The 24300-nt window shown below is 66.0% G+C and carries 28 protein-coding genes; 15 read left to right on the forward strand and 13 right to left on the reverse strand.

Going from position 1 to position 24300, the window contains the following annotated elements; all coding sequences use genetic code 11:
• The first annotated feature begins 2 nt into the window (after positions 1–2).
• From K7H93_RS02470 to cmk, 4 genes are read left to right on the forward strand one after another with little or no spacing between them, the layout of a single operon-like run.
• Positions 3–449 carry a DUF411 domain-containing protein gene (locus K7H93_RS02470; protein WP_230782299.1) on the forward strand — a complete coding sequence of 149 codons (447 nt, stop codon included), beginning with the start codon at positions 3–5 and terminating at the stop codon, positions 447–449.
• Complete coding sequence (locus K7H93_RS02475) at positions 446–709, forward strand: CBU_0592 family membrane protein (RefSeq protein WP_010236682.1); 264 nt, start codon at positions 446–448, stop codon at positions 707–709. The genes K7H93_RS02470 and K7H93_RS02475 overlap by 4 nt, the downstream gene beginning before the upstream one ends.
• A complete protein-coding gene (locus K7H93_RS02480; RefSeq protein WP_230782300.1) occupies positions 706–1716 on the forward strand; it encodes a proline iminopeptidase-family hydrolase in 1011 nt (336 codons plus the stop codon). The genes K7H93_RS02475 and K7H93_RS02480 overlap by 4 nt, the downstream gene beginning before the upstream one ends.
• Entirely contained in the window at positions 1713–2342 is a 630-nt protein-coding gene (gene cmk, locus K7H93_RS02485; protein WP_230782301.1) for a (d)CMP kinase, read from the forward strand. Before K7H93_RS02480 ends, cmk begins: the two co-directional genes overlap by 4 nt.
• Positions 2343–2346: 4 nt before the next feature.
• Here the strand turns inward: cmk and K7H93_RS02490 are convergent, their stop codons facing one another.
• Complete coding sequence (locus K7H93_RS02490; RefSeq protein ID WP_230782302.1) at positions 2347–3120, reverse strand: EAL domain-containing protein; 774 nt, start codon at positions 3118–3120, stop codon at positions 2347–2349.
• Between the two features lie 341 nt (positions 3121–3461).
• Here K7H93_RS02490 and rpsA point away from each other — a divergent pair, with 341 nt between their 5' ends.
• From rpsA to gloB, 3 genes are all read left to right on the forward strand, one after another.
• Positions 3462–5162, forward strand: coding sequence for a 30S ribosomal protein S1 (gene rpsA, locus K7H93_RS02495; protein WP_230782303.1), 1701 nt, complete (start codon positions 3462–3464; stop codon positions 5160–5162).
• A gap of 152 nt (positions 5163–5314) precedes the next feature.
• The gene (locus K7H93_RS02500; RefSeq protein ID WP_230782304.1) at positions 5315–5749 is read left to right on the forward strand and encodes a hypothetical protein; all 435 of its coding nucleotides are present in this window, start codon (positions 5315–5317) and stop codon (positions 5747–5749) included.
• A gap of 17 nt (positions 5750–5766) precedes the next feature.
• Entirely contained in the window at positions 5767–6522 is a 756-nt protein-coding gene (gene gloB / locus K7H93_RS02505) for a hydroxyacylglutathione hydrolase (RefSeq protein WP_230783145.1), read from the forward strand.
• Here gloB and K7H93_RS02510 read toward each other — a convergent pair.
• The 9 genes from K7H93_RS02510 to K7H93_RS02550 form a co-directional block, all read right to left on the reverse strand.
• Entirely contained in the window at positions 6519–7010 is a 492-nt protein-coding gene (locus tag K7H93_RS02510; protein WP_230782305.1) for a GNAT family N-acetyltransferase, read from the reverse strand. The genes gloB and K7H93_RS02510 overlap by 4 nt on opposite strands.
• Before the next feature lie 10 nt (positions 7011–7020).
• Entirely contained in the window at positions 7021–7590 is a 570-nt protein-coding gene (locus tag K7H93_RS02515; RefSeq protein WP_054523845.1) for a F0F1 ATP synthase subunit B family protein, read from the reverse strand.
• Positions 7583–8077 carry a F0F1 ATP synthase subunit B family protein gene (locus tag K7H93_RS02520; RefSeq protein WP_010236658.1) on the reverse strand — a complete coding sequence of 165 codons (495 nt, stop codon included), beginning with the start codon at positions 8075–8077 and terminating at the stop codon, positions 7583–7585. The genes K7H93_RS02515 and K7H93_RS02520 overlap by 8 nt, the downstream gene beginning before the upstream one ends.
• A gap of 85 nt (positions 8078–8162) precedes the next feature.
• Positions 8163–8390 (reverse strand): F0F1 ATP synthase subunit C, encoded by a 228-nt coding sequence (locus K7H93_RS02525; protein ID WP_010236656.1) that lies wholly within the window; start codon positions 8388–8390, stop codon positions 8163–8165.
• A 42-nt stretch (positions 8391–8432) separates the two neighbouring features.
• Positions 8433–9221: a F0F1 ATP synthase subunit A gene (locus K7H93_RS02530; protein ID WP_172807049.1), complete on the reverse strand. Its 789-nt coding sequence runs from the start codon at positions 9219–9221 to the stop codon at positions 8433–8435.
• Positions 9222–9273: 52 nt separating this feature from the next.
• Positions 9274–9621: an AtpZ/AtpI family protein gene (locus K7H93_RS02535; protein WP_054523844.1), complete on the reverse strand. Its 348-nt coding sequence runs from the start codon at positions 9619–9621 to the stop codon at positions 9274–9276.
• A gap of 146 nt (positions 9622–9767) precedes the next feature.
• On the reverse strand, positions 9768–10163 hold the full coding sequence (locus tag K7H93_RS02540; RefSeq protein ID WP_420840376.1) for a YdbL family probable chaperone protein: 396 nt from the start codon (positions 10161–10163) through the stop codon (positions 9768–9770).
• Positions 10164–10208: 45 nt separating this feature from the next.
• Positions 10209–10397: a YnbE family lipoprotein gene (locus K7H93_RS02545; RefSeq protein ID WP_054523843.1), complete on the reverse strand. Its 189-nt coding sequence runs from the start codon at positions 10395–10397 to the stop codon at positions 10209–10211.
• Positions 10394–13666 carry an intermembrane phospholipid transport protein YdbH family protein gene (locus K7H93_RS02550; RefSeq protein ID WP_230782308.1) on the reverse strand — a complete coding sequence of 1091 codons (3273 nt, stop codon included), beginning with the start codon at positions 13664–13666 and terminating at the stop codon, positions 10394–10396. The genes K7H93_RS02545 and K7H93_RS02550 overlap by 4 nt, the downstream gene beginning before the upstream one ends.
• Positions 13667–13745: 79 nt before the next feature.
• Between K7H93_RS02550 and radC the strand changes: the two genes are divergently transcribed.
• On the forward strand, positions 13746–14456 hold the full coding sequence (gene radC / locus K7H93_RS02555; protein ID WP_230782310.1) for a RadC family protein: 711 nt from the start codon (positions 13746–13748) through the stop codon (positions 14454–14456).
• 20 nt (positions 14457–14476) lie between these two features.
• Here the strand turns inward: radC and K7H93_RS02560 are convergent, their stop codons facing one another.
• Complete coding sequence (locus K7H93_RS02560; protein ID WP_230782312.1) at positions 14477–17275, reverse strand: DUF3857 domain-containing protein; 2799 nt, start codon at positions 17273–17275, stop codon at positions 14477–14479.
• A 177-nt stretch (positions 17276–17452) separates the two neighbouring features.
• On the opposite strand from K7H93_RS02560, the gene purB reads away from it, so the two are divergent.
• From purB to K7H93_RS02580, 4 genes are all read left to right on the forward strand, one after another.
• Positions 17453–18769, forward strand: a complete 1317-nt coding sequence (purB, locus tag K7H93_RS02565) for an adenylosuccinate lyase (RefSeq protein WP_230782313.1) — start codon at positions 17453–17455, stop codon at positions 18767–18769.
• Between the two features lie 113 nt (positions 18770–18882).
• A complete protein-coding gene (locus K7H93_RS02570; protein WP_230783146.1) occupies positions 18883–19359 on the forward strand; it encodes a LapA family protein in 477 nt (158 codons plus the stop codon).
• Complete coding sequence (gene pyrF / locus K7H93_RS02575; protein WP_054523838.1) at positions 19356–20030, forward strand: orotidine-5'-phosphate decarboxylase; 675 nt, start codon at positions 19356–19358, stop codon at positions 20028–20030. Before K7H93_RS02570 ends, pyrF begins: the two co-directional genes overlap by 4 nt.
• Entirely contained in the window at positions 20027–20620 is a 594-nt protein-coding gene (locus K7H93_RS02580) for a hypothetical protein (RefSeq protein ID WP_230782314.1), read from the forward strand. The genes pyrF and K7H93_RS02580 overlap by 4 nt, the downstream gene beginning before the upstream one ends.
• Here the strand turns inward: K7H93_RS02580 and K7H93_RS02585 are convergent.
• Positions 20575–21039, reverse strand: coding sequence for a DUF4019 domain-containing protein (locus K7H93_RS02585; protein WP_230782315.1), 465 nt, complete (start codon positions 21037–21039; stop codon positions 20575–20577). The genes K7H93_RS02580 and K7H93_RS02585 overlap by 46 nt on opposite strands.
• Positions 21040–21124: 85 nt before the next feature.
• Between K7H93_RS02585 and K7H93_RS02590 the strand changes: the two genes are divergently transcribed.
• A complete protein-coding gene (locus tag K7H93_RS02590) occupies positions 21125–21769 on the forward strand; it encodes a phosphoribosylanthranilate isomerase (RefSeq protein WP_230782316.1) in 645 nt (214 codons plus the stop codon).
• A 51-nt stretch (positions 21770–21820) separates the two neighbouring features.
• On the opposite strand, the gene K7H93_RS02595 is transcribed toward K7H93_RS02590, so the two are convergent.
• Positions 21821–22285 carry an outer membrane beta-barrel protein gene (locus K7H93_RS02595; RefSeq protein ID WP_230782317.1) on the reverse strand — a complete coding sequence of 155 codons (465 nt, stop codon included), beginning with the start codon at positions 22283–22285 and terminating at the stop codon, positions 21821–21823.
• Positions 22286–22489: 204 nt separating this feature from the next.
• Between K7H93_RS02595 and trpB the strand changes: the two genes are divergently transcribed.
• Entirely contained in the window at positions 22490–23734 is a 1245-nt protein-coding gene (trpB, locus tag K7H93_RS02600; protein ID WP_230782318.1) for a tryptophan synthase subunit beta, read from the forward strand.
• Positions 23735–24083: 349 nt separating this feature from the next.
• Positions 24084–24269, forward strand: a complete 186-nt coding sequence (locus tag K7H93_RS02605; RefSeq protein WP_230782320.1) for a hypothetical protein — start codon at positions 24084–24086, stop codon at positions 24267–24269.
• The last annotated feature ends 31 nt before the right edge of the window (positions 24270–24300 follow it).

Genomic DNA, 24300 nt, shown 5'->3' on the forward strand with positions numbered 1-24300 from the left:
CCATGATGTTCCGCCTGATCGCCCCCGCGCTGATCGCGCTGGCCGCCTGCTCGACCACGGTCCAGGCCGCCACATATGAAATGTTCCGCGATCCGAACTGCGGATGCTGCGAGATGTGGGCAGAGCATGTTCGCACAGAAAACGAAGCCGACATTGCGCAAGTGCCGACGCAGGACATGGCAGCGATCAAGACCGCCAACGGCGTGCCACAGGATCTGTGGAGCTGCCACACGATGATCGTCGATGGCTACGTGATCGAAGGCCACGTCCCCGCCGCCGACATCTCCCGCCTGCTGGAAGAGCGTCCCGCCGGCGTGAAGGGTCTCGCGGTGCCGGGCATGCCGATGGGTTCGCCGGGCATGGATATGGGTGGTCACAAGCAGGCTTTTCAGGTGATCGCCTTTGGCGAAAAGGGCCGCTCGGTCTTCGCAAGCTACCCCGGGACATGACCGGGCTCGACATCTACAGCCTCGTCGGCTTCGTCGGGATGGCCTGCATCATCGGGGCCTATTTCTATCTCACCGCCAGCAAGGCGGCGAACCCCTATATCCTGCACGGCACCAACCTTGTGGGTGCGGCGCTGCTGACGGTGAGCCTGCTGGTCCACACCAACTGGCCCAGCCTCGTACTCGAAGGCTTCTGGGCCGCGATCGCAATCTGGGGCATCGCCAAGGCGATCCGTGAGAAGAAGGCCGCGAAGCAGCCATGATCCGCACCATACTAGTCGCCGCCGCGCTCGCCCTGTCGGGATGCGCTACGCTTCCTCCGCCCGAGGCAGCACCCTCCCCCGCCTCGGTTCAGACCGTTGCGCTCGAAGCCTACGCCGCGCCCGACCGCGAACTGATGGTCCCGGTAGAAGGCGGCAATGTCTACGTACGCGTCAACGGCGATCTCGACGCCGCGCCCCCGGTGGTGTTTCTCCACGGCGGCCCGGGGGGCACGCATAACGGCCTCGCCTCGATGCTGGGCTTGGCGGACGAGCGCGCGGTAGTCCTCTACGACCAGCTCGACAGCGGGAAGTCCGACCACCCGAACGATCCCGCCAACTGGCGGGTCGAGCGGTTTGTCGAGGAACTGGAGACGATCCGCCGGACGCTCGGCATCGAGCGCTGGCACGTGGTCGGCCACAGCTGGGGCTCGGCGATCGCGCTGGAATATGCCGCGAAGTACCCGCAGCACGTCGCCTCCACCGTGCTCGGCGGGACCTATATCAATACCGAGCGGTGGATCGCGGACGCCAACATCCTGCTCGAAGACCTGCCGCAGGATGTCCAGCAAACCATCGCCGCGTGCGAGACCGATGCCCCCCCGCCTGCGGAGCAATGCGCCGCCGCAACCGATGCGTTCTACGCCGAATTCAACCGCCGCGAACCGGCGACTGCCGCGCTGCGCGCCTATTCCGAAAGGATCGGCGGACAGGGCTTTAACCCGGTGATCTACAACGCGATGTGGGGGCCGAGCGAGTTCCGCTCCAAGGGTTCGCTCAAGACCTACGACGCGGTCCCGCTGCTTGGCGAAATCGACGGTTCGCGCACGCTGTTCCTGATCGGCCAGTATGACGAGGCGCGGATCGACACCGTGCAGGACTATGTGAAGATGACGCCGGGCGCCGAATTCGGCGTGGTCCCCGGAGCCGCGCACGGCTTCTTCACCGACCGGCCGATGGAGAGCGAGGCGATCCTGCGCGCCTGGCTCGCGAGGCACGACGCACCGTGATCGTCGCTGTCGACGGCCCCACCGCCAGCGGCAAGGGCACTCTCGCCCGGGCCATCGCTGCGCATTTCGGCCTGCCGTATCTCGATACCGGCCTGCTTTACCGCGCAGTTGGACGGCAGGTGCAGCTTGCCGGGACGGACCCCGACAGCGAAGCGGATGCTCTTGCTGCAGCGGACTTCCCCGACAGTCTGCTGTCCGATCCGGAACTACGCAGCGAGGCAATCGGCGGCTATGCCAGTCGCGTCTCGATCCACCCGCAAGTGCGCGCGGCGCTGCTCGAACGCCAGCGGGCCTTCGCGCAGCAGGCCGGCGGCGCAGTGCTCGACGGGCGCGATATCGGCACGGTGATCTGCCCCGATGCGGATGTGAAGCTGTTCGTCATCGCCTCGCTCGACGCGCGCGCGGACCGGCGCTTTGCCGAGATGCAGTCGCAGGGTCGCGAGATCTCGCGCGACGAAATCCACGCGCAGATCGAACGCCGCGACGAGCGCGACATGAACCGTAAGGATGCGCCGCTGAAGCCCGCGCCCGACGCCTTCGTCCTCGATACCACCGCGCTCGGCAAGGACGCCGCCATCGCCGCCGCCATCGAAGCGGTCGAACAGGCGCGCGGGGAAATCCGCTAGCCGATCAGGCGACCGCGCTCTTCGAAGGCTCTTGCGGCGTCGGCCAATGCACCTCCGGCAGGGTGCGAAAGCCGGGTTTTGCGAACAGGTATCCTTGGCAATAGCGGATGCCCAGGAGCCTGAGCGTGGTCCACTCCTCCACGGTCTCGATCCCTTCGGCAACAACCGTGATGCCCAGCCTTGTGGCAATGCGCACGATCCCCTCGACGATCACCCGGCGCGATACAGAGGAGTCGATCGAACGGATCAGCTCCATGTCCAGCTTGAGATAGTCGGTCTGGATTTTCGCAAGCAGCCCCAGCCCCGCGTGCCCCGCGCCGAAATCGTCGATCGCAGTGCTGAAGCCCATGCTTTTGTAACTCTCGACGATGTTTCGCACGTGCTCGGTATCGTCCATCCGCTCGTTCTCGGTCAGTTCGAACAGCAGGCGATCGGTCGGCAGGTCGCACGCCCGCGCGGTCGCAAGGGTCAGCTGGATACAGGCGAGCGGCGAATAGACCGCGTTGGGCAGGAAGTTGATCGACAGCCTGGCGTCGGTCTCGAGAATGCCGGCCTTCACCGCGCCCTCGATCGCAGTCACCCGGCATTGCTGATCGAAGGCGTAGCGCGTCTCGTCAGTGACCTGCGAGAGGACCCAGGCGGCACTCTCGCCGTTCTCGCCGCGCACCAGCGCTTCGTAGGCGAACACGGCGCCCGTCTCGCAATCGACGATCGGCTGGAACGCCATCGCGATTGCGAACTCGTGCTGCGGCGATTTGCACTGCGAACAGCCAGCCATCGGTAATCCTACTCCTTCACTGTCGAACAAATAGGGCTAAGGACATAATGAACTGTAAAAACGATACCTGTTGCTGAGCACGCGGCAAGAGATCCGCACTCAGGCGGATTGCCGCCGGCACGCAAAGCCTCCAATTTGCTTGCATTTTCCGCGGTTCGCGCGTACCTGCCCGCCGTTCTCGCATTCTCATGGATTCGACGGACCCGCGCGGTGGCATACGGCCTCGCGCGGAACACGGCCCTCTTGCCCCGTACGGCCCGCGCAATGGTGTGCAGGCAGACGGGTAAAGACCCCGGACAACCGGTGGCCGGTAGCAAAAGTGAACTAGGAACCTCATACCTATGGCAACTGCAGCCAACCCGACGCGCGACGATTTCGAAGCGCTACTCAACGAACAGCTCGGCGATGCCGATGATGGCGGCTTCGAAGGCCGCGTCGTCAAGGGCACCGTCACCGCCATCGAAAACGGCATGGCGATGATCGATGTCGGCCTGAAGAGCGAAGGCCGCGTCGACCTGCGCGAATTCATGCGCAACGAAGACGAGCACGGCCTCGAAGTCGGCAGCGAAGTCGAAGTCTATGTCGACCGCGTCGAAAACGCCGATGGCGAAGCGATGCTCAGCCGCGACCGCGCCCGCCGCGAAGCCGCGTGGGATCGCCTCGAAAACGAATTCGGCGAAGGCAAGCGCGTCGAAGGCCGCATCTTCGGCCGCGTCAAGGGCGGCTTCACCGTCGACCTCGACGGCGCCGTGGCCTTCCTCCCCGGCAGCCAGGTCGACATCCGCCCCGTGCGCGACGTCACCCCGCTGATGGACCAGCCCCAGCCGTTCCAGATCCTCAAGATGGATCGCCGCCGCGGCAACATCGTCGTCTCGCGTCGTGCGGTGCTTGAAGAAACCCGCGCCGAACAGCGCAGCGAACTGATCAGCGATCTGGCCGAAGGCCAGGTGGTCGACGGTGTGGTCAAGAACATCACCGATTACGGTGCGTTCGTCGACCTGGGCGGCATCGACGGCCTGCTCCACGTCACCGACATGAGCTACAAGCGGGTCAACCACCCCAGCGAAGTGATCGAGATCGGCCAGACCGTGACCGTGCAGATCATCCGCATCAATGCCGAAACGCAGCGCATCAGCCTGGGCATGAAGCAGCTCGAAAGCGATCCGTGGGATGGCGTCGCCGCCAAGTACCCGGTCGGCATGAAGCTGACGGGCCAGGTGACCAACATCACCGAATACGGCGCCTTCGTCGAAGTCGAGCCGGGCATCGAAGGCCTGGTCCACGTTTCGGAAATGAGCTGGACCAAGAAGAACGTCCACCCGGGCAAGATCGTTTCGACCTCGCAGGAAGTCGAAGTCATGGTGCTGGAAGTCGATTCCGAAAAGCGCCGCATCTCGCTCGGCCTCAAGCAGGCGCAGCGCAACCCGTGGGAAGAGTTCGCCGAAGCGCACCCGATCGGCAGCGAAGTCGAAGGCGAAGTCAAGAACGCCACCGAATTCGGCCTGTTCATCGGCCTTCCGGGCGACGTCGACGGCATGGTCCACATGTCCGACATCGCGTGGGGCATCTCGGGCGAAGACGCGCTGGCGCTTCACCGCAAGGGTGAAGAGGTCAAGGCGATCGTTCTCGACGTCGACATCGACAAGGAACGCATCAGCCTGGGCATGAAGCAGCTCGAAAAGGGTGCGCCGACCGAAGCCGCCGCCGGTGGTTCGCTGCGTCGCGGTGAAACCGTCACCGTCACCGTCCTCGAAGTCCGCGATGGCGGCCTCGAAGTGCAGGTTGGCGACGACGGCGCGACCGGCTTCATCAAGCGTTCGGACCTCGGCCGCGACCGCGACGAACAGCGTCCGGATCGCTTCCAGGCGGGCCAGAAGATCGACGCGATGGTCACCGGGTTCGACCGCAGCAAGAAGCCGACCTTCTCAATCAAGGCGTACCAGATCGCCGAAGAGAAGCAGGCGGTGCAGCAGTACGGTTCGGCCGACAGCGGCGCCTCGCTGGGCGACATCCTGGGCGAAGCGCTCAAGAAACAGGACTAAGCTTCGCCACGCTCAACGCGTGACCTTTGAAACGGCCCGCCCTCCCCACCGGAGCGGCGGGCTTTTTCGTATCCCCGGCAACCCTGCCACCATGCGCGCCAGTGCCCTTGTATCGGGCCGCGCGCACTCATAGCGTCGGGCACATGCCGACGATGAGATTCCTTACCTGTGCCGCCCTGCTACTCGCCAGCGCGGCCTGCACCAACGAAGCCGCCACCCCGCAGCCGGATGCCGACGAAGCCGCTGCCCAGCCCACCCGCGCCCCGCTCAAGCTGGCAGGGCAGTACAAGGCGTTCCTCTACGGGCCGGACCATACCAGCGCCTCGGGCGCGCGGCTGGATCAGGCGTGGCAGGTGCTGCAACAGGACCGGGCCAACTACCACGAGCGCGATGTGCGGCAGGACGCCGATCAGAGCGACCCCGTGTTCGCTTCCGCCGCCAATCGCGACCGGATCGAGGACATGGTCGCCAACGGCAACCTGACCGAGGCGTCGGCGCGCAAGATCGTGGACGGGAACGTGCTGGTCGCAGTCGACGTCTATACCCGTGACGGCGAGCCCGCGCGGCTCGATGTGTCGGTCTACTAACCAGCGGAGAAGTCCCCCTGCTCCAGATCCACCAGTTCCCCTGCCTCAACGACAATTACGGCTTCCTGCTGCACGATCCCGCCAGTGGGCAGACCGCTGCGATCGACACGCCCGATGGCGCGGAATACCTCAGGCAGGCCGAAGCCAAGGGCTGGCGGATCAGCCACATCTGGAACACCCACTGGCACCCCGACCACGCAGGCGGAAACAAGGCCATCGTCGAGGCGACAGGCGCGCAGGTGATCGCGCCGCAGGAAGTCGACAAGCTCTCCCCTATCGACCGGGTGGTGGCGCATGGCGATGCGGTGACGCTGGGCGAGCACACGGCGCAGGTGATCGACGTATCGGGCCACACCAACGGCCATATCGCGTTCCACCTGCCCGCAGACGGCATTGCCTTTGTGGGTGACAGCGTGTTCGCGCTGGGCTGCGGGCGGATGTTCGAAGGCGAGCCGCAGCAGTTCTGGGACAGCCTGGAACGGATCAAGGCACTGCCGCCCGAAACCACGCTCTACTGCGCGCATGAGTACACCGCAGCCAACGCGAAGTTCGCCCTCCACGCCGATCCGGAGAACGCGGCGTTGCAGGCCTATGCGCAGGAGATCGATGCCAAGCGCGCGCAGGACGAGCCGACCGTGCCCACGGTCCTCTCGCGCGAGTTGGAGACCAATCCCTTCCTGCGTGCCGATGCCCCCGAGATGCAGGCACGCTGGGGCGGAGAGAGCCCCGCAGACACCTTTGCCAAGCTGCGCGCAGCCAAGGACGCGTTCTAGGCGGCCCGCGTCAGGTCGCGGTGGAAGAACTGGTTGAAGTCGCTCTTCACATAGTCGCCAAAAGCCGCACCCGGCACGAAGCCGCGAGCGCGGTAGAAGCGGATCGCGGGCTCGAAAGCCGCACCGCTACCGGTTTCCAGTGAGAGGCGGTGCAGGCCCAGTACCTGCGCGCGGGAGACGATCGAAGCGAGGATGGCGTCCGCGACTCCGCGCTTGAGAAAATCGGGATGGGTCCGCATGGACTTGATCTCGCCCGTTCCATCGGGGAGCAGCCGCAGCGCGCCGACACCGGCGATCGCATCACCGAACCAGGCGGACCAGACTTCCACATCTGGCCGTGTCAGGCCGCTCAGGTCGAGCGCGAATACGGCTTCGGGCGGGGATTGCGCGTGCATGCCGCGCAGGTGCAGTTCGATGAGGGAACGGGTGGCTTCGCCCGTCAGATCGTCGCGACGAACGACGATTCTGTCGGGCGATAGCGCCGTCATGGCAGGGAAATCAGATCCCGGCGATCATGTCGTCGGCGAGCTTGCGGTCCGCGTCCGCGTCCAGCTTCTCGCCGATCAGGCTGCGGCTGGCTGCGGCAGCAGCGGCAGCGGCCTTGGCACGCACTTCGGCAACGGCCTCACGCTCGGCAGCGGAGATCTTGTCCTGCGCCATGCGCTTGCGCCGTTCGACCAGCTCCTTGCTGTCTTCCTCGGCACGTTCCAGAATCGACTCCGCTTCGGCCCGTGCATTGTCGAGCATTGCCTCGGCATCGCTCTCCGCATTGGCGATCTTGGCCGCATATTCGTCACGCAGCGTCTCGGCTTCGGCTCGCAGGCGCTTCGCCTCGTCCAGCTCTTCTCGGATCGCGGCGATCCGGCCGTCGAGCCCGGCCGTGATGCTCTTGTGCGCCTTGAGGCGCAGAATTGCCACCAGGATAAGCAGCAGCATCGCGACCGAGACCCACTGGAAGGGCTGAAGGCCCAGCAGGGTGGGTTCCGCATGCGCGGCGTCGCCGCCATGCGCCGCCTCGGTATATTCGACGGGCTCTTGCGTGGTGAAGATTTCGGTAGATTCAGCCATGTGCCATCGCTTCCTTCACGGCCTTGCCGGCTGCGGGCTTGGTCACCGTGATGCCGGCGATCCGGGCCACGATATCCTGCGCCGCATCGGTCGCGACCGCTTCGATCTCGCCCATAGCCTGGGCCCGGGCGGCGGCCAGTTCCTGGTCCGCCTCTTCGAGCTTCTTGTCGAGCCGCTTTTGCGCGGCGGCGATCTTCTTCTCGGACTTGGCGGCAGCTTCGGCCTTGGCCTCGGCAATCAGGGCCTGGGCCCGCGCGCGATTTTCGTTCTCGCGCACGCGCCAGGCTTCTTCTTCCTGGTCCGCCTGATCGCGAGCTGCCTGCGCCGCTGCGATATCGTCGGCGATCTGCTTGCTACGCCGCTCCATCGTGCCCGAGACCTTGGGCACCATTCCGCGCCCGACGACGAAGAAGGAGATGCCAAAAAACACCAGCAGCCAGAAGGCCTGGCTGGAGAAGGTTTCGGCCAATTGGTCGATCTGGGGCATGTTGCTCTATCCGGCGTGGGAGGTGGAAGGCGTTCGATACAAGGGCCGGGACGCGCCCGGCCCTTTCAGATATCGATCGGTTTCCTCAGGCCACGAAGGTGAGGATGATCGCGATGACGAACGCGAGCAGGCCGAGAAGTTCCGCACCGGCGAAACCGATGAACAGGCGGCCCTGCTGGCCGTCGGCGGCACCCGGATTGCGCAGCGCGCCATCGAGGAACGAGGCGAAGACGTTACCCACACCCAGCGCGGCGAGACCGCAACCGATTGCGGCAAGACCGGCTCCGAGCAGCTTTGCGGCTTCTGCGTCCATTTCGAATACTCCTTGGTAAAATATGCGTGTGTTGAAAAGGGATCAGTGAAGGTGTTCGGCGTCGTTGATATACAGCGAGGTCAACAGCGCGAAAACATAGGCCTGGATGCCTGCGACCAGGATTTCCAGGGCGCAGATCGCGATCATCAGCAGCATGCTGGGCAGGCTGACGATCAGGCCCGTGCCGACGCCGCCAAGTCCGCCGGAGACGACGAAGCTGGCGAGAACTTCAAGCAGAAGGTGCCCGGCCATCATCGCGACGAACAGACGCAGCGCGAGGCTGAAGGGGCGAACCATGAACGAGATGAACTCGATCGGCGCAATCAGCGGCGTCATGAACAGGGGCGTGCCGTGCGGCACGAACAGGCCGAAGAACTTGAGGCCGTGCTTCCAGAAACCGACCGCAAGCACGATCGAGAAGCTGAGAATGGCGAGTATGCCGGTGACCGTGAAGTGGCTGGTGAAGGTGAACGGGTGGATCCCGACGATCCCCAGCGGCATCAGGCCCAGCAGGTTTGCGAACAGGATGAAGGTGAACAGGGTGAACACGTAGGGCACGTATTTGCGCCCTTCCTTGCCGATATTGGCTTCCACCATATTCTCGATGAAGCCGGTCAGGCTTTCCACCGCCATCTGCCAGCGACCCGGAATCAGGTCCTGCTTGGTACCTGCGCGCACGAAGAGGATGAGCACGATGGTCGCGATCATCATCCACAGCGCGCTGTTGGTGAATGCGATGTTGACGCCAGCCACTTCCCACTGAGCCGATCCGAAGAGCGGCTTGATGGTGAACTGGTACATCGGGTCGATTTTGCCTTCTTCGCCGGCCACCTGAAAATCCTGTTCGCGTCTCTTACCGCTCAATCGCGGCGGCTTGGAAAAATCAGCCTTCGTCAGAAGGTTTGCTGCTGGCACCGCCACCGGTGCCCGCATTTCGAAACATATTTCTGAAAGCCACGCCTATTCCGAGGAACAGGCCGGCCAACAGACCCCACGGCCAGGTTCCGGCCAGCGCATCCACGCCGTAACCGATCACCGAACCGCCAAGCAGCCCACCCAGAAGATCCGCCAGTACACGATTGCCGGCACGGTAATCCGCATCGGCTTTTCGCGCACTTTCCGTGGGCCTGCGCTTCTCCTCTCGCTCGCGTGCGGCCTTAAGCCGCTGCTCGAGCGCGTCGATCCGCGCATCCTCAGGTATGGGCTCTCGCGCGGACTTATCGTCGCTCATGCCAAGGCTCTCTATAAAAGTGAGAATCATGCGGCACGGGCAACACCTGCCCGCCGAGGGCGCGGTCGCCTTAGAAAAGGGTTTTTGGCAAGTCAACCGGAGCCGACGCGCGCCGGTCGAACGTCCCCGTTATTGAAGCGGCCCGATTACATCGGCGGGCAGCGGCTGTCGCGTTCGGGCGGTGCGCTGGTGCGCGTCTTCCACGAACCGTCGGGTGCCTGGTATTTCTCGCCCGGTTGGGTCCGCGCGATCAGCAGGCACCCCTGGGTCAGCGCATAGGCATCGATCGTGGCGTTCTGCGAGCGCGCACGATCGGTATAATTGGCCCGGCGGCGGATATTGATGTCCGACACCAGATCCACGATCGCCTGCGGCTGATTGCCGACCACGCCGAGAAATCCGTCCATCCGCTCGCCCACCTGGCCATTGGCGCGCGCCTGTTCATAGGCCGGATCGCGCTGGAACATGGCCGCAGCCGGATTGGCCAGCGCCAGCCCGATCGCTCCGCCGGCAATGGTCAGCATCAGCTTCGTGCGTTTCATCATCTCGTCTATCCCTGTTGCCGCAACCTGCGGAGTTGCCCCGACCTAGAAAATGTCGGGATTGGCGTCGATATTGTCCTCAACATCCGCAGCAAGGCGATAGATCACCTCCTGCTGAATGTTGATGTTGAGCTCGATCACGATCTTGTCGGACGGTGCGTTCACATTCACGCATCCGCCCAGCAGGCAAAGCCCGCAGACCAGGCCGAGGCCCTTCATCTTCGCATGTATCATGGCCTTTTCTCGCTTTCCGAGTGCTGAATGGTTTGTTCGGGCTTCTTGCCGGCCTGCGCCGCCTCTTGCGCCTCTTCCGCCGCCGCCTCGTCCGCAGCGCGCACCTCTTCGCCGGTGACCGCCGGGCGCAGCCGCACGCCATCGTCGCTCAGCAGGCCGAGCGAGCGCGGATCGCGGACGAATGCGGGGTCGAAGAACGACCGCACGTTCTGGATCAGCGCGAAGAACGGAGCGGAAATGTTGATCCTGAATTCGATCGGCAGCGAGGCAAGCTTGCGGGTGATGAAATTGCTGTCCGCTTCGGCCCCTTGCGCGATTCCATTGAAGCGCAGCCGGGTGATGATCTCGCCGGTCAGCGGGCCTTCGATCTCGACCTCCAGCTGCTCGTAATCGAGCGAACGCAGCGCCTGGAAGGCGAAATTGGCGATCGGGGTCAGGTCTTCATAGGTCAGATCGCCGACATAGGCGACATTCCCGCCCGGCGGGCGCGAGATCAGCAGCCCGTCGACGATCCGGCCATTGCCCTCGGCATCGAACAGCACGGTGATCGATCCGTCGAAAATGCCGGTCGCGTTGACATTGCCCAGCTCCAGCCGCTCGACCAGCCGCGCCGCGTCGAGCCCGGAAATGTCGAACACATAGGCGCGCTCTTCCTCCGCCCCGATATTGATATCCAGATTGCGCAGGGTGATCGTGCCGCCCAGAAACGGAGCGCTGGCCCCGGCAACCGCAATCAGCTGCCCGTCGCGCACGCCAAACTGCACCGTGCCGCCTTCCACCGCGATCCCCGGATTGACCGATCCGACCGCGATTCGTTGATCCGGGGCGGTCGTCAGGCCCAGCAGATCGTCGAACCGGATGGTGCCCGATGCGCCTTTGACCGGGCCGAAAGCGGCCGCGAAGTCGAGCCCGTCGGAAGAGAATTGCCCGGTGCTGGTGACGCCATCGGCGCCCCACTGGATATTGCCCGATCCGGTCACCGCGCCTTCGGTCTGCGCGATCACGCCAAAGGCGAGCCGGGTGAGATCGTCGGGTTGCAGATCCTTGCCGAAGCGGATGCCGGGCACGTCGAGATAGGCGAAGCCGGAGCCCGAGGAGAGATCGTGTTCGACCGTGACGTTGGTCACCAGCTGGTCCGATTCGGGTTCGCGCAGGCCCGCCTCGGCGACGATCCGGTTGTCGCGCAGGCGCAGGCGGGCACCGCGCGCCGCAAGCGGTTCGAAACGCGGCGGATCGGCCCGATCCTGCAACAGGAAGGAGCCTTCGGTCAGCGCCAGCACGCCATCGCGGTAGGACCACTCGCCCGCCGTATCCGTGAGGTCGAGCGGCACGGCGGCCAGCCCGATATCCGCCCCGCTGAAGGTGCCGCCGATATCGCGCCCCAGCCGGGCCTTGAGATTGTCGATCCGGAACCGGGCGGCATCCCCGCTGCCCAGCGTCACGTCGAGCGCGCTGGCGGAGAGCTGGCCGGGCCATGCGAAGCCCACCGGGCCGCTCTTCAGCGCGATCGGCGTGTCTGCCAGCGTGCCCGACAGGTCGAGGCTGGGCGCACCCGCCGCCAGCTGCACCGCGCCGCCCGCTGCGGTCAGGATCGGCCGGCCCTTCGCGGGGCACAGGGTCACCGTGCGCTGGTCGAGCGCGAGATTGGCGTAGATCAGCTGGCCGAAGCTCACCCGCGTGCAGTCGGGCCACAGCGCCAGCCGGTTGCCATCGTAGGAGCCCTTGATCGGCAGGCTGAGCCCGCGCGCGAAGCCGCCCGGCAGCGGCCCGCTCGCCTGAATTGCGCCTGCCAGCCCGATCGTGCCGCCCGGAGCCTGCGCCACCGCCAGCTGCGGGATCGCCAGCCGGGCCTGGCCCGCGCGGTATTCCTCCATCGCCAGCTGGAACACCAGCCGCCCCGAGGCGCTGCGCTCCATCCGGCCCTGCATGACCGGGATGCCCGGCCCCGCGGTGGTGAAGTTGCCCGAAACGCGCGGCAGCGCGCCTTGCGTGGGCAGGACCGCGAAGCGCGAGAGCGAGAGGATGCGCGCCCCGCTCGCCCCGTCGAGCGTGGCGGTGGGCACGCCGAGCGAGAAGCCGTCCGCATTCGTCGTCAGCGTGACTTCGGCCGCCAGCGAGCTCCCCCGTGCCTCGCGAGACAGCGCCTCGCGCAGGCGGGCCAGCAGCGGTGCTGCCAGCGTGTCCTTGCTCGCGACCTGCCAGTCGCGCAGCCGCGCCAGCCAGTCGGCGCTGGGTGACAGGCCCTCGCCAGCAAGGCTGGTCTGCACCCGCCATCCGGTATCGCGCCCGCGCCGTGCGACGCCCTTCGCGCCGATCCACCTCGCGGCGAGCCCGGTGGTGCGCGCATTGCCCAGCCGCAGGTCGTAGTGGAGGCTCGTCTGCCCGCCGCGCAGAGCGAGCGCGCCTTCGATCGTGCTGCTACCTGCCGCAAGGCTGGGGGCAGAGAGGCGCGCGACCTTGCCGTCGACCTGCACTTCCAAGCCATCGAGCGTGTCATCCACCGCAAGCGTGACCGGGCTGCTGAGGTCGACCACTTGCACCTGAGGGTCTTCGCACGCGATCTCGGCCACCCGCAGCGGCCCGCGCAGGGTCGGCTTGCCGCCATCGACGCCGATGCGCCCCTTGCTGCGCGCATTGCTGAGCCCGCACCCGGGATAGTCCAGCGCGTCGGCCCGCAGGTCGTAACGTCCGGCGAAACCGCCATCGAGCCGCCCCTCGCCCACCAGCCCCAGCGCGATGTCGCCATAGGCCCCGCCGATACGCGCGCGCCCGTCGATAATCTTGAGGTCGAGCTCGGGCAGCCCGCCCTCCCCGCCGGTATCGCGGAAGAGCACCCGGTCGAGCGTGCCGAAGCTGATCCCGCCCTCGCCCAGCGTGCCCTTGAGGCGCGGTTTTTCGAGCGTGACGCGCCCGAACCGCGTGCCCCACGGGCGCACGCGCAGGTCCACGATCGCGCGCGTAACGGTCAGGTCCGGGGCCGCCGGATCGCCGACCACGATATTGCGCAGCACCTGCCGGTTGGGGCCGATCGACTCGATCTCGTAGGTGGCCGGCAGATCATACTGGTCGAGCTGGCCCTGGATCAGATCATCCGCGATCCGCTCGCGCGAGAACCATGCGATCGCCAGCGCGATCACCACCAGCGCGGCCAGTGCGATCAGCGTGTAGCCTACCCGGCGACCGGGTCGCAGGCGAGCCCGGCGGGAGGATGGGCGTGCGCCCTCCTCGCCCTCACCGGCGGCCAAATCTGCCTCTGCGCTGTCCGCCATTCGGGTCACTCGCTTGCACGTCATGCCGCCAGCGGGCATCTCTTGCACGTCTTGGGGGTCTTATCGGGATAGGGCGGGCATGGCGCAAGTGGATGACGAATTCGCGGGGGCAGCGCAGGTTCCCTCTGCGGCCGGCCACCGCGAGCGTTTGCGCAAGCGGCTGCTGGATGGCGGGGCGGAGGCGCTGGCCGATTACGAAGTGCTCGAATACCTGCTGTTCGCCGCCAACCGCCGCGGCGATACCAAGCCGCTGGCCAAGGCGCTGCTGGCGCGTTTCGGCAGTCTGGCGCGGGTGCTGGAGGCGGAACCCGCTGCGCTCGCCAAGACGCCGGGCATGGGCGAGGCGGGCGCTGCCGCGCTCAAAGCGGTCGCGCTGGCGGCACGGCGGATGGCGCGCAGCGAGGTGGTGGACAGGCCGGTGATCGCCAACTGGCACGCGCTGATCGACTATCTTTCCACCGATATGGCGCATCTTACGGTGGAGCGCGTGCGGGTGCTCTATCTCGATACCAAGAACCGGCTGGTGCAAGACCATCACGTGGGCGACGGGTCGATCGACGAGGCTTCGATCCACCCGCGCGAGGTGATCCGCCGGGGGCTGGATCTGGGCGCGGCGGCGCTGATCCTGGTCCACAACCACCCCAGCGGCAATCCGGAGCCGAGCCGCGCCGATATTGCGGTGACGCTGAAGATCGCGGAGGCCGGGCGCCTGCTAGGCATCGCGGTGCACGACCACGTGATCATCGGCCAGGGCCGCTATGTCAGCCTGAAGGCGAAGGGGCTGATCTAGCCCCTCCCGCCTAGCAGCGCCTACTTCGGCGGCAGGCCCCACAGGCTGTAGAGCGAGGCGATCCCCGGCGCGGCATGCAGTGCCGATTCGATATCCTCGCGCGCCTCCGCCTCACGGCCGAGCGAGCGTTTCACCACCCCGCGCAGATAGCGCGAGCTGTGCTGACCCGGCGAACGTGCAAGCGCCACGTCGAGGTCGCGCAGCGCCTCTTCGGCGCGGCCCATGCGATACAGCGCCAGCGCGCGGCTATCGATCGCGCCCGAGCTGTTCTGCGCCTCTTCCACAGCGCGGGTGCAGGTCTCCAGCGTCTCTTCGGTGACAAGATCGAAGATTCCTGCGTGCCAGCAGGCCGAATTGAGCAGGCCCGCATCCTCGGGCTCGATCGACAGCTCGTCGCGCAGCAGGTCCAGCCCTTCCTGCGCCTGCCCGGCGAAGCCCAGCGCGTAGGAGCGCAACTGCGCCTCGCTCTTGGGGTCTTCGAACAGGTAGGCGAACTCGTCGACCAGCGCGACCGCCTCGTCCGCCCGGCCCAGCAGCGCGAGCAGCTCGATCCGGCGGCTGTTGATCGTATAGTCGGGGTCGATATCCGCTACCGCGACGTGATCTGCCAGCGCGGCGTCGAAATCGCCCAGATTGTAGTGAACCTCGCCCCGGCTCAGATAATTGTCGGCCGAGGCATCGCGCGCGATGGCCGCGTCGATATCGGCCAGCGCCCCTTCGAAATCGCCGGTCTGGAAGCGGAAGTCGAAGCGGTTGAGCAGAGCGCTGGTATCGTCGCTGTCCGCGTCGGCGACCAGTTGTGTGTAGATCCGCTCGATCGGTTCGAGCCTGGCGCTCGCGTCCCCGCGATATTCCCACGCCCGGCGCACGGGCGAGGTCGCTCGCAGCCGCGGCAGGCTGCGCTTCAAGCGCAGGCTGGCGCGGCGCACATCGGGCAGATCGCTCGCCGGGAATTCCCACGCGAGGCTCTGCACCTCCTCGGTGATCTGCAGTACCGGCGCGGTCAGCTCTGTCTGCGAGGAAAGCCGCGTGCCCCCGATCACCTCGTCGATCTGCGGATTGCCGAGCAGGCGGAACAGCGTCTCTCCCTCGGGCAGCAGCCACTCGATCTCGCGGCGGAAGTAGATCGGCCCAGGCACGCTGACCGGCAGGTCCGCGATATCGGGGCGGGCGCGATCAACATCGAAGCCGAAGCTGTCGGCCACCTGATATGGCACGTCGAGCTCGGCGCGGGTGGCGTTGGTATCCCACGGCGAGGTGACGAGGCCATGCGCGGTGACGGTGGCAATGCCGCTGTCGGAATCGAAGGCGAGCTCCATGTCGACCGGCTGGTGATCGCCCAGGATCGTCGAGACGGTGCCGTAGAGCGCATCCTTCTTCTGCGCGGGATCGTCGATCAGGGAGAGCGCCTGGAACTGGCGGGCGGTCGCGCCGGTAATCGCGATCCGCACGTCGTAGATCGCGGGCAGCCCGACCCCTGCCGACTGGTCGATTTTGACCGACACTGTCTGGTCGGGCACGGCCTGCGGGCGCATCTCCATTTCCTGCAGGTCCGTCCCGCCTTCGCGCAGCGGCAGCGCATAGCGGAAGCGCGGGACCTCGATCATATTGGTCGCCCGCAACCCGCCATTGGTGCCGTCGAGCCAGTAGGGCACGCCGTCGATATCGGCGCGCACGATCATGTGGTCGAAATTGGTCAGCGTGGGCAATTGCTCGGGCAGCGCATCGCCCGTCTGGCTCTGCACCAGCACCGCCTCCGCGCTGATCCCCAACTCGCGCAGCATGGCGAGCAGCAGCAGCGACTTCGCCTTGCAGTCGCCGCTGCGCAGTTCCCAGGTCTCCGCCGGACTCTGCGGAATGTAGTTCCCGCCATTGAGGCCGTTGAGCAGATAGCTGACCTCGTCCTGCACGAATTGCGTGGCGAGCGCCGCGCGCTCCTTCTGGTCGGTGGTCTGCGCACCGATCTCGGCGATCTTCTCCGCCAGCGCGCTGCCCGGTTCGATCGTCCCTTCGGTGGCGAAGAACGGCGCGATGTCGGCGGAAATCTGCGCGTAGCTGTCGAACGTGGTCGCGCGAATCTGCGGCGGCAGGCGGAAGCGCGGCGGCGCGTCTGCCGGAATCTCGGCCGGTTCGGCCACCGGCACCGCGATGGTCACGTACCTGTACCCGTCGCGCGTCGTCTCATCGACCGGCGCGTCGACCCGGGTGGTCGCCCAGCGCACACTCTCGTCCACCGGCCACGATAGGATCATGCGTCCTTCCGCGAGCGGCACGGGCTTGGCCATCACCACGTTCACATATTCCATCTCGTCGTCGAGCACCTGCTCGTCGGTGGTGGTGGTGAAGCTGTAGCGCAGCACATCGCCGATCTGCGCGCCGGGAATGGACATGGTGGCGGTCAGCGCACCGTTGAGGATGCGCTTTTCCAGCCCTTCCTCGCGCCGCAGAACCTCGAACCGGGCGCCATCGGCAAGCACGTCGATCACCTTGTCGCCGCGCACCAGCTCGACCCGGTGGACCGTCAGGTCGCCCTTGTCGGGCAGCCATTCGAGCGAGATCGTGCCCATCGCGTCGAGTGCTTCGGTGCTGTCGAGCGCGAAGGCGATATCGCCGTAGCTGGAGACGACGCCATCCTCCATCCGGGTCTGCGATTCCATCAGGCGCAGCGGCATGCCCCGGCCATCTTCGGCAGATGGCAGATCGGCCACATCAATCCACGCGCCTTCATCGCCATAGAGAATCGTCTCGCCCGCATGGGCCGGCATGGCGATCGCGGCCGCAATCAGCCCGGTCGCATAAGCGACGTGAAAATAACGCATTGGTCCCCCGATGATCCCTGTACTTGCCCTGGCCCGGCAGACTTACAGGGCACACGGGCGCGTGCAAGGCGAAGCTTCGGACTGTCCCGGCGCGCATTGGCACCCGAGATGCTTGCCTTCGGACCCGATGCATCTTAGCCGCGCGTCCATCCCCGCCATTCCAACCGGAGCCGCCCGATGGTCCCCCGCTATGCCCGCCCCGAAATGACCGCCCTGTGGGAGCCGGAGGCGAAATATCGCATCTGGTTCGAGATCGAGGCGCACGCGACCAGCAAGCTGGCCGAGCTGGGCGTGGTCCCGCAGAGCGCTGCCGACGCGCTGTGGAACTGGTGGGAAACCAACCCGGAAATCGACGTCGACGCGATCGACGCGATCGAGGCGGTGACCAAGCACGACGTGATCGCCTTCCTCACCTGGGTGGCCGAGCATGTCGGCGAGGAAGCGCGCTTCATGCATCAGGGCATGACCAGTTCCGACGTACTCGACACCACGCTGAGCGTCCAGCTGGTCCGCGCGACCGACATTCTGCTGGCCGACATGGACGACCTGCTCGAAGCGCTCAAGCGCCGGGCGGAAGAGCACAAGTTCACCCCCACCATCGGCCGCAGCCACGGCATTCATGCAGAACCCGTCACCTTCGGGCTCAAGCTGGCGCAGGCCTATGCCGAGTTCGACCGGTGCCGCGCGCGCCTGTGGGATGCGCGCACCGAAATCGCGACCTGCGCGATCAGCGGCGCGGTCGGCACCTTCGCCAATATCGATCCGCAGGTCGAAGCCTACGTGGCGGACAAGCTGGGCCTGGTGCCAGAGCCGGTCAGCACGCAGGTCATCCCGCGCGATCGCCACGCGATGTACTTCGCCACGCTGGCGGTGATCGCCGGGTCGATCGAGCGGCTGGCAGTGGAGATCCGCCACCTTCAGCGCACCGAGGTGCTGGAGGCGGAAGAGTTCTTCTCCAAGGGGCAGAAGGGTTCGTCGGCCATGCCGCACAAGCGCAATCCCGTGCTGACCGAGAACCTGACCGGCCAGGCGCGCATGATCCGCGCCTATGCCATGCCCGCGCTGGAAAACGTCGCCCTGTGGCACGAGCGGGACATCTCGCACTCCTCGGTCGAGCGCTTCATCGGCCCCGACGCGACCATCACGCTCGACTTCGCGCTCGCCCGCCTCACCGGCGTGGTCGACAAGCTGCTGGTCTACCCCGAGCGGATGGAGGCCAACATGAACCGGATGGGCGGCCTGATCCACTCGCAGCGCGTGCTGCTGGCGCTGACCCAGAACGGCGTCAGCCGCGAGGATGCCTATGCCATCGTCCAGCGCAACGCGATGAAGGTGTGGGAATCGGACGGGCGTCTGCAACTGCTCGACCTGCTCAAGCAGGATGAGGACGTCTCGAAGGCCCTGTCCGAAAATGACCTCACCGCGCTGTTCGACCTCGACTACCACCTGAAACATGTCGATACGATTTTCGCGCGGGTGTTCGACGGCGACTAGCCTTTCGAAAGGGGCTGACCAGCCGCTGGACGCATGGGGACGCGCGGCCTAGGCTGCGCTCTGGCCGGGCCTTGACCGGAACTACGGGGGGAAGTGCTGTGCAAATCGTGCGGATGATTTTGTGGGTGATCCTGCTGGTGGCGGTGATCATCTTTTCGTGGTCCAACTGGAACCCGGTCGAAGTGACGATCTGGGACAATCTGGTTGTCGAAACCAAGGTGCCCGCGCTGGTCATCATCTCTTTCCTGATCGGCTTCCTGCCGGTGTGGCTCTATTCGCGCGGCGTGATCTGGAGCCTCAATCGCAAGATCCGCAGCCTCGAAATCGCGGCCAAGGCGAGCTCCGTCTCCGCCGCCGCACGCGAATCCGACCGCGAGGAGGCCGAGCGGCAGGAAGAGGCGCACAGCGAACCGCAACCCGCGCCCGCTACCGATCCCGCTCCCGCTCCGGCAGCGGTGGACACCACGCCGACGGTTGACGAGACCCCGGCGGAAGAGGAAACCCGCCTGACCGCCGACGACACGGCGGCTGGCGATGCACCCGCCGCGGATGATCGCAAACCGACACAGGATACGACAGCCAGCTCGTGAGTAACCCGGTCTATCTCGCCCTCGACCTGCCGCGGATCGACGCGGCCCGTGCCCTCGCCGAAAAGGTGAAGGGCCATGTCGGCGGGTTCAAGCTCGGCCTCGAATTCTTCTGCGCGCACGGCCACCACGGGGTGCATGAGATCGCGCAGGTCGGGCTGCCGATCTTCCTCGACCTGAAGTTCCACGACATCCCCAACACGGTCGCCGGCGCGATGCAGGCGATTCACGTGCTCGAACCCGCGATCGTCACCGTTCACGCGGGCGGCGGGCGCGCGATGATGGAAGACGCCAAGGCGGCTGCGGGCGAGAATACCAAGGTGGTTGCGGTCACCATGCTCACCAGCCTCGACGAGCGCGACCTTGAGCGCACGGGCGTTTCGGGCAGCGCGCACGATCAGGTGCTGCGCCTTGCCGATCTGGCGCAGGACGCCGGGCTCGACGGGATCGTATGCTCGGGCCACGAGGTGGGCGAAGTGCACAGGCGCTGGAAGCACGGCTTCTTCGTCGTCCCCGGCCTGCGCCCCGCGGGCAGCGCGGTCGGCGACCAGAAGCGCGTTGTCACCCCGCGCGCCGCACGCAATGACGGTGCCAGCGTACTGGTGATCGGGCGGCCGATTTCGAAGGCGGACGATCCGCTCGCCGCAGCGAAGGCCATCGAAGGCACGCTGTGAAGCGCGGGGCTACCCTCGCCGCATTCGCCCTTGCCCTTGCTGCATGTGTCGGCACGCCGCGCGCATCCGAAAGAGTCGCGCTGATCGATCCGGCGATGGGCGCCGCGCTGACCCGTCCCTGCTCGCGCCCCGGGCCTGAGAATCCGGAGCGGTTCTTCGTACCCTCGCCCAGCCAGATCACCGCGACCGAAACCGCCACGATGCGGCTCCTGCGCGAACGCGCCGGGGACTACGCCGCATCTCTCGGCAACGCGGCGGATGAACCGACGCCGTTCGACTGGCCCGCCGATCCTGCGCTCTATCATCGCCAGTATGCCGGCTATTATCAGGATGGCCGCGCGATGATTTACGGCAACTACTTTCCCGCCGGGTTCGACGCCGACCTCACCCAGCCCACCGGTCTGTGCGATGGCGGGTTCAGGTTCTTCGGGGTCGAGTATGATCTGGCCAGCCGCTCGGTCCGCCGGATCGCGTTCGACGGATCGCGTTCGACGGATCGCTGGGCGGCCCGTTGCTCCCCCCGATCGAGCCCTGAGGCCCGCGCCTACTGGTCGGCAGGCGCAGCGGCTTCCGCAGGCTCGTCCGCGTAATTCTCGAACACATCGGCCATCATGTCGGGCGAGTTGATATTGTAGCCCACCAGCCTCAGCGAATCGCCCGATCCGCTGAACACGAAGGTCTCGACGCCCCGCCCCCGCTCGAAATGGGTCTCCATCTGCAAGGTGGTAAAACTGCCCTGCGGGCTGGTGTTCATCTTGACATTGGTCTGCGAGGTTTCCTCGACCGGCCCCAGGCTCTTGCGCACCGTGCCCAGCAGGCGGACGAAATCCTCGCGCGAGGTCGCCTTGCGCAGCTGCTCGCCCGCATTGGTCCAGATCGCCTGATCCTCGCCCGCATTCAGCCGCTCGTGGAACACATCCACCTGCGCGCGCGCATCCTTCGCCTGCTGCACCGGGTTGCACCCGGCCAGCAGTACCCCGGCGAGTACCATTGCGATCCATTTCAGCATTGCCGTGTCCCCCACTTGTCCGCCCCATGCGATTGCCGGGCGAGTAGCATTTGCCTCGGCAAGACCAAGCTATAAGAGCACACACATGCCCACCCAGATCAAGATTTGCGGCCTCTCGACGCCCGAAACGCTCGATGCGGCAGTGGACGCAGGTGCGAGCCATGTCGGCCTGGTCCATTTCGCAAAGAGCCCGCGCCATGTGAGTCTGGAAACCGCAGCCGAGCTGCGCGCGCGGGTGCCCGATCACGTCTCCACGGTGGTGCTGGTGGTCGATCCGGACGAAGCGCTGCTGGGCGCGATCGTCGGGAAGGTCCGGCCCGATATCATCCAGTTCCACGGCCGCGAAGCGCCCGAAGCGCTCGCGGTGACGGGCGCGCAATTCGATGTCGAGACATGGAAAGCGGTCGGCCTGGGCGATGCCTCCAAGCTGGACCGAGCGACCACCTACAAGGGCTGCGCAGATCGCCTGCTGTTCGATGCACCGCCCACATTGCTGCCCGGCGGCAATGGCGAGAGCTTCGACTGGGCGCTGCTCGACGAGGTCGATATCGGCATGCCCTGGGGGCTCGCGGGCGGGCTGACTCCGGAGAATGTCGCTGCGGCGATCCACCGCACCCGCGCTCCGCTGGTCGATGTGTCGAGCGGAGTGGAAGGCGCGCCGGGCGTGAAGGACGCCGCCCTGATCCGCGCCTTCTGCGACGCGGTGCGCGCTGCGGACGCGAACCGCTGAGTACCAAGGCCGGAGCGGCAATGCGCCCCGGCCCGGCAACGGAAACGACGGTTAGAAGAACGTACCGATGCCGATGGTGACGGCGTTGGCTTCGTGATGGTCCACGAACACGTGGCGGTATTCGGCGGCGATGTAGGTGCCGCTGTGGCCGAGGTGGTACTCGTAGCCGATCCCTGCATGCGGCCCGTCGCCGTGGTGGGTGAAGGTGTATCCGCCCGCGAGGAAGACACTGCCCTTCTCGCTCACCTTGGTGCCGAGGCGGCCGGTCAGCGCGAGTTCCACATAGGTATCTTCGGCGAGGATCTTCTCACCCGAGACTTCGCCGCCCAGGAACACCGTGTCGCCAAGGTCGAAATCATAGCCCGCCGCAATGCCGAGGACCGGATCGGTTTCCCCGTCCGCCCACGCGACGCCGCCGCGAACTTCCGCGCGCGGGCCACCGGCTGCCTCTTCGGCGAAGGCCGGAGCCGCCGGCAGAGCGATCAGGAGAGCGGACAACACAACAGGCTTAATCATCGAAACATCCCATCAAGGGGCCACCGCGCACTCGCCGGAGCGCCGGCCCGAACCAGACCCATAAGGCTTCCATCATAGAGGGACGCGCCGCGCCCGATTCCCCGGGGGCCGGGTTTTTTGGGCAGCGCGGGCGTGGCAACCGGCTCGCACTACCCACGCAAACCGGTGGACATGATTTTGCGGCTCTGCCAATCGCTCAGGCCTATGCGCACACCCCAGACCAGCCCGGGCGACACCGCCGACACCCCCAACAGCTTCCGCCAGCAGCCGGACGATCGCGGCCATTTCGGCGATTTCGGCGGGCGCTACGTCGCCGAAACGCTGATGCCGAACATCCTCGCGCTGGAGCAGGCCTATGACGAGGCGAAGAAGGATCCCGCCTTCACCGACCAGTTCGAGGATTTGCTGGAGCACTATGTCGGCCGCCCCAGCCCGCTCTATTTTGCGGAGCGCCTAACCGAAGCGCTGGGCGGCGCGCAGGTGTGGTTCAAGCGCGACGAGCTCAATCACACCGGCGCGCACAAGATCAACAACTGCATCGGGCAGATCCTGCTCGCGATCCGGATGGGCAAGACGCGCATTATCGCAGAGACCGGCGCGGGCCAGCACGGCGTGGCCACCGCCACCGTGTGCGCGCGGTTCGGCCTGCCTTGCGTGGTGTACATGGGCGCGGAAGACGTGCGGCGGCAGTCGCCCAACGTGTTCCGGATGAAGCTGCTCGGCGCCGAGATCGTCCCCGTCACCAGCGGGCGCGGCACGCTCAAGGACGCGATGAACGAGGCGCTGCGCGACTGGGTCGCGAATGTGGACGACACGTTCTACATCATCGGCACTGCGGCGGGCCCGCACCCCTACCCCGCGATGGTCCGCGACTTCCAGAGCGTGATCGGCACCGAGGCGCGCGCCCAGATCCAGCAGCGCACCAGCCGCCTGCCCGATCTTCTGGTCGCGTGCATCGGCGGCGGCTCCAACGCGCTGGGCCTGTTCCACCCCTTCCTCGACGATCCGGACGTGAAGATGCTCGGCGTCGAAGCGGCAGGGCTCGGCCTCGATGGAGACCAGCACGCCGCCAGCCTGACCGGCGGTGCCCCCGGCATCCTCCACGGCAACAAGACCTTCCTGCTGCAGGACGAGGACGGCCAGATCACCGAAGGCCACTCGATCTCCGCAGGCCTCGACTACCCCGGCATCGGCCCCGAGCATGCCTGGCTCAAAGACATCGGCCGCGTCGAATACACCGCCGTCACCGACGACGAGGCGCTGGAGGCCTTCCAGCTGCTGTGCCGGACCGAGGGGATCATCCCCGCGCTGGAGCCTTCGCATGCCATCGCGGCGGTCGCGAAGCGCGCGAAGGAGATGGACAAGGACGCCATCATACTCGCGAATTTGTGCGGGCGCGGGGACAAGGACATCTTCACCGTGGCCGAGAAGCTGGGGGTGGAGATTTGAGCCCCCGCAGGCTGGCCTGGCTCACAATCGCTCTCGCGCTGGTCGGCTTGCTGTTCCTTGCGGCAAGCGGCCTGTGGCGCGAGACCGGCGCGATAGCCGCGACGGCGTTCGTATTCCTTGCCGCCACTACAATTCTTAGCTTCCTCATAAGCGGTAAGAAGCCGGAATAACCGCTCACTCACTAGGCATTGCGAGGAGCCTGGAAGGCGACGCGGCAATCCAGATTAAGAGGTTTTGACGAGCCGAAACGCGCAAAGGAAATGGACAAGGACGCGATGATCCTTGCCAACCTGTGCGGGCGGGCGGACAAGGATATTTTCACGGCCGCTGAAAAGCTGGAGGTGGAGATTTGAGCAAGGCACTCGTGTTGGCGCGCAATGTGCTTGTCATGACGACCATCCTGACAGCTCTGTTTGCTGGTCTCGACGCGCTATTTTCGCAGGATCCCGATCCGCTAGTCGAGAATGTCGCGCTGGCATTTGCAGTCGCGATCATCATCGAACTAAGACAGCTTTGGGCCAATGGGACGAAGTGACGCACTTCGTTCCGCCCTCGGCAAACGCCCA

The sequence above is a fragment of the Citromicrobium bathyomarinum genome, assembly GCF_021021475.1.
Lineage (GTDB): Bacteria > Pseudomonadota > Alphaproteobacteria > Sphingomonadales > Sphingomonadaceae > Alteriqipengyuania > Alteriqipengyuania bathyomarina.

Excerpts from the sequence above, each read along its gene's own strand:
- K7H93_RS02490 (WP_230782302.1), bottom strand. The coding sequence starts at position 3,120 with ATGGCTGGCTGTTCGCAGTGCAAATCGCCGCAGCACGAGTTCGCAATC.
- K7H93_RS02585 (WP_230782315.1), bottom strand. The coding sequence starts at position 21,039 with ATGCTGAAATGGATCGCAATGGTACTCGCCGGGGTACTGCTGGCCGGG.
- K7H93_RS02570 (WP_230783146.1), top strand. The coding sequence starts at position 18,883 with ATGATTTTGTGGGTGATCCTGCTGGTGGCGGTGATCATCTTTTCGTGG.
- K7H93_RS02560 (WP_230782312.1), bottom strand. The coding sequence starts at position 17,275 with ATGCGTTATTTTCACGTCGCTTATGCGACCGGGCTGATTGCGGCCGCG.
- K7H93_RS02590 (WP_230782316.1), top strand. The coding sequence starts at position 21,125 with ATGCCCACCCAGATCAAGATTTGCGGCCTCTCGACGCCCGAAACGCTC.
- K7H93_RS02470 (WP_230782299.1), top strand. The coding sequence starts at position 3 with ATGATGTTCCGCCTGATCGCCCCCGCGCTGATCGCGCTGGCCGCCTGC.
- K7H93_RS02475 (WP_010236682.1), top strand. The coding sequence starts at position 446 with ATGACCGGGCTCGACATCTACAGCCTCGTCGGCTTCGTCGGGATGGCC.
- K7H93_RS02520 (WP_010236658.1), bottom strand. The coding sequence starts at position 8,077 with ATGCCCCAGATCGACCAATTGGCCGAAACCTTCTCCAGCCAGGCCTTC.
- K7H93_RS02535 (WP_054523844.1), bottom strand. The coding sequence starts at position 9,621 with ATGAGCGACGATAAGTCCGCGCGAGAGCCCATACCTGAGGATGCGCGG.
- rpsA (WP_230782303.1), top strand. The coding sequence starts at position 3,462 with ATGGCAACTGCAGCCAACCCGACGCGCGACGATTTCGAAGCGCTACTC.
- purB (WP_230782313.1), top strand. The coding sequence starts at position 17,453 with ATGGTCCCCCGCTATGCCCGCCCCGAAATGACCGCCCTGTGGGAGCCG.
- K7H93_RS02545 (WP_054523843.1), bottom strand. The coding sequence starts at position 10,397 with ATGATACATGCGAAGATGAAGGGCCTCGGCCTGGTCTGCGGGCTTTGC.
- trpB (WP_230782318.1), top strand. The coding sequence starts at position 22,490 with ATGCGCACACCCCAGACCAGCCCGGGCGACACCGCCGACACCCCCAAC.
- K7H93_RS02525 (WP_010236656.1), bottom strand. The coding sequence starts at position 8,390 with ATGGACGCAGAAGCCGCAAAGCTGCTCGGAGCCGGTCTTGCCGCAATC.
- K7H93_RS02480 (WP_230782300.1), top strand. The coding sequence starts at position 706 with ATGATCCGCACCATACTAGTCGCCGCCGCGCTCGCCCTGTCGGGATGC.
- K7H93_RS02510 (WP_230782305.1), bottom strand. The coding sequence starts at position 7,010 with ATGACGGCGCTATCGCCCGACAGAATCGTCGTTCGTCGCGACGATCTG.
- K7H93_RS02540 (WP_420840376.1), bottom strand. The coding sequence starts at position 10,163 with ATGAAACGCACGAAGCTGATGCTGACCATTGCCGGCGGAGCGATCGGG.
- K7H93_RS02550 (WP_230782308.1), bottom strand. The coding sequence starts at position 13,666 with ATGGCGGACAGCGCAGAGGCAGATTTGGCCGCCGGTGAGGGCGAGGAG.
- K7H93_RS02500 (WP_230782304.1), top strand. The coding sequence starts at position 5,315 with ATGAGATTCCTTACCTGTGCCGCCCTGCTACTCGCCAGCGCGGCCTGC.
- K7H93_RS02515 (WP_054523845.1), bottom strand. The coding sequence starts at position 7,590 with ATGGCTGAATCTACCGAAATCTTCACCACGCAAGAGCCCGTCGAATAT.
- radC (WP_230782310.1), top strand. The coding sequence starts at position 13,746 with ATGGCGCAAGTGGATGACGAATTCGCGGGGGCAGCGCAGGTTCCCTCT.
- K7H93_RS02595 (WP_230782317.1), bottom strand. The coding sequence starts at position 22,285 with ATGATTAAGCCTGTTGTGTTGTCCGCTCTCCTGATCGCTCTGCCGGCG.